Source organism: Specibacter sp. BI4 (assembly GCF_056680095.1).
On the sequence record NZ_CM155265.1, the window covers coordinates 2,330,734 to 2,343,273 of the forward strand.

A 12,540-nucleotide genomic window follows, 5' to 3' on the forward strand; every position below is an offset into this window, starting at 1 on the left:
TTGTTTCCGAAGACGGTGGTATGTCGTGCATTGCCGTAATTCTTAGTTGAAAAGGGGGATTAAAAGGGGAGTGGATGCTTTTCGCTTCCGATATTCTTTTGGCCTTCGGTGGCTAATGCTGTGAAAACAGGCCTGCCAGCGATTTGCCACGGAGCCGCGTCCGCTGCCAACGGTTCTCACCATTTTACGCCTCAGGTGAGGGTTGAATATTGGCTTCTGTGGGCTCCGCCTGTGGTGCGGGTAAGCGCCATCGCTCGGCAGTGCGGCCGGTGTGGTTGAACACCACCATTGGTGTGGTTGAGCACCACCTGCAAGGCTCCTTCCACCATGTGATGGCCACGTGGTGGAAGGAGTACTGGTAATGGTACGGAAGATCAAAGCGAAGCTGGTGTTGCAGCTACGTAATCAAAACCTGTCGCGTAGAGCGATTGAGTCCGCTCACAAGATATCCCGGCACAGCATTCAGGCTGTCCTGGATGCGGCGCAGCTGGCAGGACTTGGTTGGGATGACGTCGCCGAGCTGTCGGAGGCCGAGGTATACACGGCGTTGTTTCCCGGCCGCGGGGTCCGGGAAAGCGTGTTCGCGCAGCCAGACTGGGCTCGGGTACACACCGAGCTGGCGCGGGTTGGGGTGACGTTGAAGCTTTTGCATCAGGAGTATGTCGACGAGACTTCTCGCGCGGGGCAAGCGGTCATGAGCTACGACAGGTTCTGTCGGCTTTATGGTGAGCACGCGGCCGTGACTGGAGCATCGTCCCGGGTTGGTCACAAGGCTGCCCGCAGCATCGAGGTGGACTGGTCCGGACCCACGATGCAACTGCTGGATCCGAGCACCGGTGAGCTCTCGAAAGTGTATTTGTTCGTCGCTTGCCTGCCGTTCAGCCGGTACGCGTTCGTGGAAGCGAGCCTGGATATGCGCCAGGGGTCCTGGCTGCGTGCACATGCATCGATGTTCGCCTTCTTCGGTGGCAGCGTTCCACGCCTGGTTCCCGACAATCTGAAGACCGGGGTGATCTCCCACCCCCGTGAGGGCGAGGTCGTTCTCAACGACGCCTACCGAGAAATGGCGGCGCACTATTCGGCCGCGGTACTGCCGGGCAGAGTTCGGGCACCAAAAGATAAGGCGAGCGTCGAAAACACGGTTTCACATGTTGCGACCTGGGTTATCGCGGGGCTTAGGCACGAGCAGTTCACGTCGTTGGCGCAGTTGCGCACCCGGATCCGGGAGAAGATCGATGCCTATAATCGGCAGCCGTTCCAGAAACGCCCCGGGTCCCGGCTCAGTGTGTTCACCACCGAGGAGCTGCCGCTGATGCAACCGCTACCGGCAGCTCCGTTCGAGATCAGCACGTGGATCTATAAGCGCAAGGTGAACAACAACGCTCACGTGGTCTGGGCGAAGAACTTCTACTCCGTGCCCTTTGGCCATATCGGCGCCCATGTTGACCTTCGCGTGACGGACACGATGCTGGAGGTTTATCGCAGTGATGAGCGTCTGACAAGCCACCTGCTGCTGCCGGCAAGCACGGTCAATCAGTATCAGAGCAACGACGCGGACTTGCCTGAGGGGCGCAGTTGGCAGGCTTGGGACCGGGACCGGATCGATGACTGGGCAGCCCGGATGGGCCCGGCTACGGTGACGGTGATCGGCAAGATCTTCGAAGCGGCCTCGATCGAGGAGGCTGGCTTTGACCCGGCGTTGGCGGTGCTACGCCTCTCTCGCCGGTTCTCCCCGGCCCGGGTCGAAGCGGCCTGTGTGCTGGCGTTGCGCGGGCCAATCCGCTCTCCTCGTTACGCACACCTGCGGCCAATCCTTGACACCGGGCAAGATAAAACGGGGCACGTCCCCGATGAGTCTGAGGCTGAGGACGGCGGATACGTCCGCGGCAGCGCCTACTACGCTGGCGGCACCCGATGAGCCGGCTGGACGGGGAGACCAAACGCAAGCTGCGTGAAATGAACGCCGGTGAACTCTTGGCCGCGATTGACAGTCAGGACGAGACGCTCAGCATCGGCATACCGTTCGAAGAGCGGGTGCGGTTAGTCGTCGATGACGCCTATTCCACCTTTACTCACTCCAAGGTCGAGGGTCTGATCCGGCGGGCGGGGCTGCGTTACCCAAACGCTGACCTGCGCCGCATTGATCTGCTCCAGGAGCGCAGCCTCAACCGAGAACTCCTGACCCAGCTCGGCACATGTTCCTTCGTGGCCCGACAGCAGAACGTTGTCTTCCAAGGATTCACCGGCTCGGGGAAATCGTATCTGGGATGCGCTCTGGCCAAACGCGCCTGCGAACACCGCATCAGAGCCCACTACGTCCGCATGCCCGACCTGGAGGAGGCCTGGGTCGCCGCGCAAGACAGCCCCGGCGGGTCCGGGAAGTTCCTGCGCAAGTACGCCGCGTTCACGTTGCTCGTCGTTGATGAGTGGTTGCTGGATCGGCCGACGGAATCGATGCGCGGCATGTTGCTGGAGCTGATGGAGCGCCGCTACGGCGAAACGTCAACCGTGTTCTGCACCCAGTATTCGCAGAAAGACTGGCACCAGCGCCTCGGCTCCGGTGTTCACGCGGACGCCATCATGGACAGGATCATCCACAACACGATCTGGGTCGAGACCGGCACCTACAACATGAGGGAGCACACCGCACAGGCCGACTCGTAATCCATGACGGAGGGCGTCAGTGGTTCCCAGCCACACCACCACTGGCGCTCTCTCACACGAACTGTGGTGCTGAACCGCACGATCAGGTGGTGCTCAAAGCCTCAAATACTCAAGGGTCATAGTGATTGTGTGTGAACCGCGGATTGCGACTCAAAACAGAAGGTAACCGAGGGAGTGAGCTGGTGGATCATCGGGGGTTTGCCGGCGTGCCCACCTCAGCCAAGCAGGTCGGGTTTCGAGGGAGCGACATTCTTCGCCCGTAAACTATCGATGCCTTTAGGTATCAATTCACTGACGCCATAGTGAAAGTGATTCCCAGCCTTCTCCTGCGCCTGTGGATCCAATAGTCATCGCACTTTCCGTAGGAAACGACCGTAATGCCGCCGGAAGTATCAGTCGGTTGGCGCCAAGAGTGAATGAGGCCAGATACTGAAGGAGCGTGAGCATCGCGAATGTTGTGTCCTTCAGCGGTGCTATGAAATCCAGAGAATCACTTCGTCCTCGGGCGGGTAGCTTGGGAGTCAGTGAGTAGTAGCGGTTGAAAAAGCGCCCATGATGTGCGCAAACGTTGCGTGCGACGTTCAATGCTCGCAACCACGATTTCAATTGTGCGGCATTGAGCCCGAAATGCTGGGCCACTTCATCGCGCACGTTCAATGGGGCGAAGCTGAAAAGGTAGGAGAGACCGCCCCAGTCAAGAACGTCAACGGCAACCCATACGGGGATGACGCCGTTTCGGTTATTTCGATGATGAATGATGAACTCTTCGCGTGAGTCTGCCACTTGGCGGTCAAGCTTGGTGAGCCATTTTGGATAATCCTGGGAACGGTCGATCGACAGGAGTTCCGGCTTGCGATGGATCAACGGATCAACGGCACCGAGTGAATACCCCATCAAGGCGCGAAGATATGTTTCCACGTGCTGTAGTACCGCAAAAGTGGATGAGCGGATCCGGTTGTCGAACTCCCACAGTGCCTGCACTTGCGCTAGCGAGGTTCCCGGGCGAAACTGACCGGTTCTTGAGCCGTCGGGTGCCTTCATTCGAAATGAGTACGAGTAGCCACTGAGCGTGTAGTAGCCGGCTCGCTGCAGAAGCGTCAGTGCTGACTCATCGTCGGCGATGTGCATGCCACGCTGCCTGAGGAGCTCCAGTTGTTCTAGATAGGTTTTGTGGGGTTTGGGATCCATCGACTTATTCTCATGGCCAGTGAAAAGTAAAGACCGGCCCTGGACCCCTAGGGGCGGAACCGGTCGTGTTGAGTCAAATTTACCATATTTTACGCCCTGGGGCGTCGATCTGACGCCGAACCACGTGGCAAATCTGCCCGCAAGCGGATAGCAAACTTGGCTGGGCGACCCACCTGGCCGTGAGTGGGCAGTTTCGACAGCCGTACCCGGCAGCAGGGATGTGAACCTTTGAACCCGGTGCCTTTGACCGTGCGGCTCTCTTGCCGGGCTGCCAACTACCTGGAGCATTCCGTAGTGGAGGACAAAATTAGAACAATTGAGATATTTTGAGAAAAAGGTTCGGGGAAGACTTGCGAAATTGTACTTAAGTTGTATTGTGGATCACACGCACTGCAACGAAGGAGTACGCATTGAAAATCGCAATTATCGGTTCAGGCCAAGTAGGCCTGTGCTGGGCGAAGGAACTCGCCGAACGCCCCGGGCACTCAATCTCAATTTCAGATCCGATGCCTCCGGCGGCTGCCGTGGAGTGGGCCGCAAGTTCCGGAATCACCATTCGCCCGGAGATTGCCGAATGGATCGCAGGTCAGGATCTCGTCTTGGTCTGCATCCCCGGCTCGATTCTCCCTATCGCGGCCAAAGACTTGGTGCGGCACCTCAGTCCGGGGGCAACCATCTTTGACATGACCACCGCCGCAGCCCACGCCAAGCAGGCTTCCGCGACCTTGGCGGAGGCCGCCGGCATTGGTTATGCCGACATCGCCATCACAGGGGCCGTGAATCTCAGTGGGGTACGCACGCCTTTGTTATACGCAGGCCCAAACTACAAGGCCGTTGACGATATTCTTATCGCAGCGGGTGCTCCGGTTCGGGTTCTTCCAAATAGCGAGCCAGGCGATGCCATAACGGTGAAGTTGCTGCGCTCCGTGATCATGAAGGGCCTGGAAGCGCTGGCCATCGAGGCACTTCCAGCCGCGCGATCATACGGTGTGTTGGACCAGCTGAATATGGCCCTTGAAGATGTTGATCAAATACGATTCGCTGACTTACTCAAGAGTATGGTCACAACCCACCCGGCTCACGCGGTCCGTCGCCACGCGGAGGTGCTGGAAGCCGCCGCCCAGCTGGACAGGGCCGGGTACTCGGCAGACCTGACCGGGCATGTTGCGGGCAAATTCGAAGCAACTGCTGAGAGTATCATCCGAACCGGCGGACCATCGAGTTCGACTTTTGAGGCATCCTTGGACTGGCTGGACACGTTGGCACTTCCTGCAGTGACAGCCCCGACTACCAAGAAGGTATCAGCATGAGCGAGGTCGAGAACCGTCCCCGGGTGGGGGACGCCACACTCCGCAAGATCAAATTCCGCATCCTGCCCCTGCTTGTGGTGCTTTACATCATCGCGTTCATCGATCGCGCCAACGTCGGATTTGCCGCTCTCGAGATGAACGCGGACATCGGTATCACGACCATGCAGTTCGGGCTCGTTGCTGGATTGTTCTCCATCGGCTACTTCCTCTTTGAAGTACCTAGCAACATCCTCATGCGCAGGGTCGGTGCCCGACGGTGGATCGCCCGGATACTCCTCACATGGGGCATCGTGGCAGTTTCCACGGGTTTTGTTCAGGACTTCACCCAGCTAGCGATTGCCCGTACCCTCCTCGGTGTTGCTGAGGCTGGCTTCTTTCCCTGCGTAATCCTTTACCTGACGTATTGGTTCCCGGAACGAGAACGTGCCCGCGTCGTCGCACTCTTCATGATCGCCCTTCCGCTGGCCACCGTCATCGCTGCCCCTTTATCGGGTCTAATCCTGGACCACATCCACTGGTTTGACATCGCCAGCTGGCGTTGGGTCTTCATCCTTCAAGGTGCCCCCGCGCTGATCTTTGCCGTCGTGACCTACTTTGTCCTTGTGGATTCCCCGGCGAAGGCCAAATGGCTAACCGCGGCAGAAAAGGCTTGGCTGGAAACCACACTTCAGGCCGAGCAGGCAGCAAAGCTCGAACGCCACGGACATGTGTCGTTCTGGCGCAGCTTGGCAGGACCCCGAGTTCTGGCACTGGCGTTCATCTACTACAGCAAATCCGTGGCAATCTATGTCTTGGCCTTCTTTACCCCGCAGATCATTGCCGCTGCCTCGAGCCAACTCACCCATACCTCGGTTGGTTACATCACTGCCCTGCCTTACGGTGTCGCCGCGATCTTCATGGTCTACTGGGCCCGTCACTCGGACAAGACCAGGGAACGACGCTGGCATGTGGGGATCCCGCTTTTGGGTGCCGGCACAGGACTGGCCTTGATGCCATTCGCCGCCAATAACTTATGGCTCTCCATTGCGCTTCTGACAGTGATTATCGTCGCCGTCTACGCCACGTATGGACCGTTCTGGTCGCTGCCCTCGCTCTTCATGACTGGACAGTCAGCCGCCATCGGACTGGCAGCCATCAACTCCTTGGCCAATCTCGGCGGTTTCATCGGTCCATTCGCTTTCGGCGCGCTCAGGGAATCAACCGGCAATAACAACTGGGGGCTCATCGGAGTCAGCGTCACGTGCTTTATTGCAGCTGCAATGGTCGTGGGTCTCAAATTCGTCCGTCAGGCAGAAGCAACAGCACGCATCGCCGAGGCACAAGCCGACGAGGATGCAGAACTAGTCAACACAGGAGACAACCAAAAATGATTTCCACCCAAATAACAGATATCCGTTTCGGTCGCCTCGCAGCACTCGGAGCCGCAACCGTCTACGAGGCCAATGGCCAGCGCGACGCACTCGCTCCCGAAATCAAACCGCTTGACCATCACTCCCGCATCGCCGGCCGAGTTGTGACAGTTGAACTGGAACCGGCCGATAACTGGTTCATTCATGTTGCGCTCCTTGAAGCCGGGGAAGGTGACATTCTGGTCGTCGATTCCAAGGGCTATACCCAAGCAGGACCCTGGGGAGACGTCCTGACCTTGGCAGCCCAGAAACGTGGCCTGGCCGGGCTGGTTATCGATGGCGCCGTGCGGGACAGCCAGGAAATCATCGCTTCCGGATTCCCGGTCTTCACTCGCGGGGTCTGCATTCGCAAGACCACAAAGGCCCAGCAAGGTAGGGTCAACGTCCCAGTCACCATCGGCGGCGTGTTGATCCATCCCGGGGACGTCCTGGTTGGCGATGCCGACGGGCTGGTCAGGGTTGGTGCCGGCGATATCGATTCGGCCCTTGCATCCGCGGAGCAGCGCGAGCTTAAAGAAGAAGACATGCGCGCCCGGATTCGCGAAGGTGCCAACACTCTGGACCTGCTCGGACTTGCCCGTCCGTAGGACTAGGCTGTTGGTCAGGTAGCATCGTGGTCGGCAAAGTCCACAACCGGTCTCGGGAGAGTAATGAACACGCAGCGTCAGGATGTCTTGGAGGATCTTCGTGCCAAGATCACTACGGGAAAACTGCCTCCCGGCAGCCACCTCACCGAGCTTGGACTGTGCACGGAATACTCACTTAGTCGAACTCCGATCCGGACAGTCCTGCGCGAGCTTGCTGACGAAGGACTCGTAGTCAATTCCCCCAACCGCGGCGTCTTCGTCGCGGAGTGGACCAATGCCGATGCGGCGGAAGTCATGAATATTCGGGCACTGCTCGAATCCCATGCCGCGGGGCTTGCGGCACACAGCCGGTCAGATTCTCAGCTCGAGGAACTGGACCGGCTGTGCGACCGTATGGACGAACTCGCTCGCCATAAGAGTGAAGGTTTCCGGGCGGAGATCGCAGATCTCAACCACGAACTCCACCTGCTCATCCTAGAATCGGCAGCCTCGCCGAGGCTTTTCAATATGGCCAAGGATCTCGCCTTGGCACCGCTGATGTCGGGTTCATTCCAGTACTATTCCGGCGACGAACTTTGCCGAAGCCTGCAGGACCATCGTTGTATCGTCGACGCCATCAGCCAACGCGATGAGAGTCGGGCCCGTGCCCTGATGGAAGGGCACCTGAGAACCGCCTATGCAGCGCTCACACGCAGACGCTAACCCCTGCATTTCATGAGGTCAAGCTCGTATGAAATGTCGAGGCGTGCGATCGGAGGGCCAATACTTATTCGCGCTAACCCTGGCGTGTCAAGTGATTCTAAATCCGCGGAATCTCGCAACCATCGCACCCTTGTAGGGAAAAGGGGGAGTCCGTCCTGTGAAAAAGGGGGAGCGAAATCGCTGAATAATTTTGACGAATTGGGGGAGTAAAAGGGGGCGTGGGCCCAAAGGGCCTCTGACCTGCCAAGTATAACCGCAGGTCAGAGGCCCTTTTGTGCCCCGGGCCGGACTCGAACCGGCGGCCAAGAGAATCTAACCCTCTGGATTTTGATGGATGCGGTTACTTGCCAACATCCGCGTGTTTCCGAGGTTATTCGTTGTTTCCGAAGGCCGTGGCATGTCGTGGATTGCTGTAGTTCTTGGTTGAAAAGGGGGAGTAAAAGGGGAGTGGCTGTCTTTCTCTCCCGATGCTCTTCTGAACTTCGGTGGCTCATGTCGTGAAAACAGGCTTGTCAGAGACTTGCCGTGGAGCGGTGTTTGCCATCAACTATTCTCAACATTTCACGCTTCAGGATTTGGGGGAGGAGGTCCACCGTTCTTCGAGATTGCGCACCCGCCGTCAGTGCTTGTCGGTTGATGAACTTGCGTGTCATAGAAACGGTTCACGAAGAGCCTCGTTTTTTCGAGGGTTCCCCACCCCACGCTATCGCGTCAAATTTGGGGACAGCTGCGGCCCGGCGTTACCTGGAACTTAGACGCTTATGCGCTGCTCGAGTTAAGGAGGCGTGTTCGAGGTGCTCCGGTGGGTGGACGAGCACGCGGACGGGGGCCCGTTCGAGTTATTTGCAGAGACAGACCTTGAGCCGGAGGGTTCATTTGGGACTCCGCGAAAAACCGGGCTTATCCGCCTGCTAGGAAGCAAGCCCAAGGAGGATGGAACGGTGGCGATAGGCCTCGTCCGGCAAATCGGCTAGACAGCCGATCCGGAAGGGAACGCTTCATGGGACGTGTGATGGAGAATTGAACGCCACGGGCCGCCGCAACTCAAGGCATCGAGAGATTGCGGGAATGGGGTATCGGTTTAGGCGGAGTAGGTGGGTCCGAAGTCGCTTCTACACCCGATTGGACCGCTTCATTCGATGCGAGACTAGGTTTTGTTGCCGGTGAGCGCCAGCGCCCCGCCTAGGCCGATCATCACCACTCCGCCACCGGCACCCATGTGTGAGAGGCGTTTCGGGTTACGGGCGAACCATGCTCGTGCCGTGCCGGCTGTGAGTGCCCATACGCTGTCACTGGCTAGGCCAATTCCAAAGAAGATCATCCCTAGGGTTGCCATCTGAAGCGGGATGGCCCCGTTTTCGTAGCTGACGAACTGCGGGAGCACGGCCACGAAGAACACGATGGTTTTCGGGTTGGATACGCCGACGAAGAATCCCTCTCGGATGAGGCGGAACGACGATGGTCGGGCTCGTTGCGAGGTGGCGGTGTTGGTGTGATCGTTACGGTGGCGGATCGCCTGTACTCCCAGGTACATCAAGTAGCCGGCTCCGAGGAACTTGATGATGACAAAGATGACTAGGGATTCGGCGAGGATGGCACCGACGCCGAGTGACACGAGTGCTATGGCCGGGAGTGCACCGAGTGCGTTCCCCAGCACGCTGAGAAAGCCGCCCTTGCGACCCAGAGAGAGCGACCTGCCGATGACAAAGAGCACGCTTGGGCCGGGAATGAGGATGAGGGCGAAGGCGGCGAGAGCGAAAGCCCAGCCGTTGGCTGCAGGTAGCATGTCGACTCCAATTCATTGTGTGTTGATGCGTCGGATCTATCGAAAAATTCAATCACTGCAGGGCTACCCGGGTTCGTCCGCAGGGGAGTCTTGACCGGGCCACTATCTTTGAATGTGGGCGGGTGAGTGGTTAGAGCAGGGTCTCTGAGATGAGGGTGGCGATGGTGCCAGGTTCGAGGGCGTCAAAGATATGGGGTTGGTCGCCGCGGTAGCTGATGTAGTCGCCGGGGTGCAGTTCAAGTGGTTCGTTCAGCGGGCCGACGAGTGCTTTCCCGGCAATGAGGGTGACGTGTTCGATGGTTCCGGCTGTGTGTGGTGTGGAGCGTCTGGCTGGGCCGGGCTCGGCTTCCACGCGGTAGATGTCTCGCCGCACGCCACGTGTGCCCGCGCTGAGGAGCGTGCCGGCGTAGTGGGAATCTTGGGCTTCGATGCGGTTGCCTTCGCCAAGACGAATTACGGTGACATCATCTAGTGATGGCTCCACGAGTCGCCAGAAGGGGATGCCCAGTGCTGTCGAGAGGGCCCACAGTGTCTCCAGGCTGGGATTTCCACTGCCGGTCTCCAGAAGTGACAGGGTTGATTTCCCAATTCCTGCTTGTCGAGCCAGTTCGGTAATTGTCAGCCCTGCCTTGGTTCGTTCACGGAGCAAGGCGGAGGCGATGAATTCCTGGGGTGTGGTCATCTCACCACGCTCCTAGGCGGCAATGGGCGGGCGCAAGTTGGCTGTCCGCCAACCAAAAGCCCATCATATTAGTCATGCGTTCAATATATAGGACAGTTCGTTCTGTGTGAACACGGAACATTGCCTTGGTTTGCGCCTTGGTGGCGATCATGGGAGTTTTCTGCGGGCTCGCTGCCAATACGGTGGGGTCCCCTTGTGGGCAAATCTCTTCTTTGGCGCTAGCTAAGTCCTCCCAATTCCGGAGTACTTACCTCTCCCTAGCAACAATGGGGACCGCGTTGCACATCCTTAAGACATACTTGAGGCTGTATTCTGTAGCGCGCATCACCGAACAGAGGGGTCTTACTGATGGAGCCGAGCTATGTGATGGCCGAGGGTGCTCCGGCACCTGTGGGCCCCTACTCCCAAGCGTGCGGCATGCCCAACGGCCTGCTGTTTCTCTCGGGTCAGACGCCCATCGACCCGGAGACCGGGCAACTGGTTAGCGGAGGGATCGAGGTGCAGACTGCCCGCGTCTTCGACAACCTCGGCATCGTCCTGCACGCGGCCGGCAGTAGCTGGCGCGACGTAGTCAAGGTCAACGTCTTCCTCGTCGACATGGACGACTTCGCAGCGATGAACGCCGTCTACGCAAAGTACTTCGACGGCCACTATCCTGCGCGTACGACAGTTGCCGTCGCCGGCCTCCCTCTTAACGCCAGTGTCGAGATCGAACTGCAGGCGATGCACCGCGTGGATTGACTCAAATGCACGACCACCTCGGTACTGGCGCTCGTTTTGTGACGGTTGATCGGTGGTGTCAACTGCAACTTGGGACTTACCGGTGGCTGCAGTTTGTTTTGACCGGTAGCGGCAACGGGTTGACCAGTGGCGGCAAGTATTTTGACCAGGCACGCACGCCATTTCGCGAGCACATTAGGCGAGTCTCGTCGACCAGTTGAGTGTTTTAGACCATCGGTTTAGACTGGTGGTCTAGGCGGAGTTGAATCGAGGTTTCGTCATGAAGGTCTTGATCGTGGGAGCCGGGATCGCTGGCCCGACGCTGGCATTCTGGCTCAACAAGTCGGGCCACGAGGTCACCATTGTGGAACACGCCCCCACGTTGCGCACCGGCGGTTACCTGATAGATTTTTGGGGTGCCGGCTTCGATGTGGCGCAGCGGATGGGCATCGTGCCCGAGCTGCGCACGCGGGGCTACGTTTTCACCGAGGCGAGAGCGATCGATCGGAACGGTCGCAAGATCGCGTCGTTCAACCCCGAGGCCGTGATTGAGTCGAACAAGCGGTATATGAGCATTCCACGCACTGATCTCGCCGCGGTCATCTACGATTCCCTCAGCGGCGCGGTGGAGCTGATGCTCAGCGACACCGTGCGAGACCTCGCCGACGACGGTGAGCGCGTTCGGGTCACCTTTGAGAGCGGGAGCACCCGCGATTTTGATCTCGTCATCGGCGCGGATGGCCTGCACTCGCGGGTGCGCAAGATCGCGTTCGGACCGGATGAGCAATTCGAGAAGTATCTGGGCATGGTGGTGGCCGCGTTCGATGCGGAGCGGTATCCGGAACGTGACGAGCTCGTCGCGATGATGTACGCCGAGGTCGGGTTTCAGGCGATCCGGCTCTCTTTTCGCGACGACGCCACATTGCTGCTGTTCAGCCTGCGGCACGACGGCGACGTGCCGGTCGAGCGTGCGGCACAGGAGAGCCTGCTACGGGAGAAGCTGGGCGGCAAGGGGTGGGAGGTTCCCGAGATGCTGGCGGTCATGCCCAACGCGAAGAACTTCTACTTCGACTCGGTGAGCCAGATACAGATGCCGTCGTGGTCGAGGGGCCGCATCGCCTTGGTGGGCGATGCCGGCGCGTGCCCGTCATTCCTGGCCGGACAGGGCTCGGCACTGGCCATGGTGGAGGCGTACACGCTGGCGGCGGAACTGGCACGAACCAGTGACCACCGCGAGGCGTTCGCCCGCTACGAGGAGCGGCTGGCCCCGCTGATACACTCCAAGCAGGATGCCGCCCAGGGCTTGGGTCTGGCCTTCGCCCCGAAGAACAAGTTCCAGCTTTTCGTCAGGAATACGGTGTTGAAGATGATGGGGCTTCCCAAGTTTGCCGATATCGCAATGGGCAGGAGCTTCCACGACCGCGTCGAACTCCCGTCCTTCCCAGAACAGAACTCGGGGCGCTGACCGAATGGTTCGCCCACGATTCACGAA

11 protein-coding genes are annotated in these 12,540 nt (G+C 59.0%); 8 read left to right on the forward strand and 3 right to left on the reverse strand.

Annotation, left to right across the window (positions count from 1 at the left end; all coding sequences use genetic code 11):
• The first annotated feature begins 361 nt into the window (after positions 1-361).
• Positions 362-1,918 carry an IS21 family transposase gene (gene istA / locus AC1L6K_RS10720; RefSeq protein ID WP_480948876.1) on the forward strand — a complete coding sequence of 519 codons (1,557 nt, stop codon included), beginning with the start codon at positions 362-364 and terminating at the stop codon, positions 1,916-1,918.
• Positions 1,915-2,664, forward strand: a complete 750-nt coding sequence (locus AC1L6K_RS10725; protein ID WP_480948877.1) for an ATP-binding protein — start codon at positions 1,915-1,917, stop codon at positions 2,662-2,664. Before istA ends, AC1L6K_RS10725 begins: the two co-directional genes overlap by 4 nt.
• Positions 2,665-2,952: 288 nt before the next feature.
• Here the strand turns inward: AC1L6K_RS10725 and AC1L6K_RS10730 are convergent, their stop codons facing one another.
• The gene (locus AC1L6K_RS10730; RefSeq protein WP_480948878.1) at positions 2,953-3,852 is read right to left on the reverse strand and encodes an Abi family protein; all 900 of its coding nucleotides are present in this window, start codon (positions 3,850-3,852) and stop codon (positions 2,953-2,955) included.
• 374 nt (positions 3,853-4,226) lie between these two features.
• On the opposite strand from AC1L6K_RS10730, the gene AC1L6K_RS10735 reads away from it, so the two are divergent.
• The 4 genes from AC1L6K_RS10735 (at position 4,227) to AC1L6K_RS10750 (ending at position 7,860) form a co-directional block, all read left to right on the forward strand.
• A complete protein-coding gene (locus AC1L6K_RS10735; protein ID WP_480948879.1) occupies positions 4,227-5,162 on the forward strand; it encodes an NAD(P)-dependent oxidoreductase in 936 nt (311 codons plus the stop codon).
• On the forward strand, positions 5,159-6,532 hold the full coding sequence (locus AC1L6K_RS10740) for an MFS transporter (RefSeq protein ID WP_480948880.1): 1,374 nt from the start codon (positions 5,159-5,161) through the stop codon (positions 6,530-6,532). The genes AC1L6K_RS10735 and AC1L6K_RS10740 overlap by 4 nt, the downstream gene beginning before the upstream one ends.
• Positions 6,529-7,158, forward strand: coding sequence for a 4-carboxy-4-hydroxy-2-oxoadipate aldolase/oxaloacetate decarboxylase (locus tag AC1L6K_RS10745; RefSeq protein ID WP_480948881.1), 630 nt, complete (start codon positions 6,529-6,531; stop codon positions 7,156-7,158). Before AC1L6K_RS10740 ends, AC1L6K_RS10745 begins: the two co-directional genes overlap by 4 nt.
• A 63-nt stretch (positions 7,159-7,221) precedes the next feature.
• Positions 7,222-7,860, forward strand: coding sequence for a GntR family transcriptional regulator (locus tag AC1L6K_RS10750; RefSeq protein WP_480948882.1), 639 nt, complete (start codon positions 7,222-7,224; stop codon positions 7,858-7,860).
• Between the two features lie 1,147 nt (positions 7,861-9,007).
• Here the strand turns inward: AC1L6K_RS10750 and AC1L6K_RS10755 are convergent.
• A complete protein-coding gene (locus AC1L6K_RS10755) occupies positions 9,008-9,646 on the reverse strand; it encodes a LysE family translocator (protein ID WP_480948883.1) in 639 nt (212 codons plus the stop codon).
• Positions 9,647-9,776: 130 nt separating this feature from the next.
• Positions 9,777-10,328: a helix-turn-helix domain-containing protein gene (locus AC1L6K_RS10760; protein WP_480948884.1), complete on the reverse strand. Its 552-nt coding sequence runs from the start codon at positions 10,326-10,328 to the stop codon at positions 9,777-9,779.
• A 348-nt stretch (positions 10,329-10,676) separates the two neighbouring features.
• Between AC1L6K_RS10760 and AC1L6K_RS10765 the strand changes: the two genes are divergently transcribed.
• The gene (locus AC1L6K_RS10765; protein ID WP_480948885.1) at positions 10,677-11,069 is read left to right on the forward strand and encodes a RidA family protein; all 393 of its coding nucleotides are present in this window, start codon (positions 10,677-10,679) and stop codon (positions 11,067-11,069) included.
• A 259-nt stretch (positions 11,070-11,328) separates the two neighbouring features.
• Positions 11,329-12,513, forward strand: coding sequence for an FAD-binding domain (locus AC1L6K_RS10770; protein ID WP_480948886.1), 1,185 nt, complete (start codon positions 11,329-11,331; stop codon positions 12,511-12,513).
• Positions 12,514-12,540: the final 27 nt, after the last annotated feature.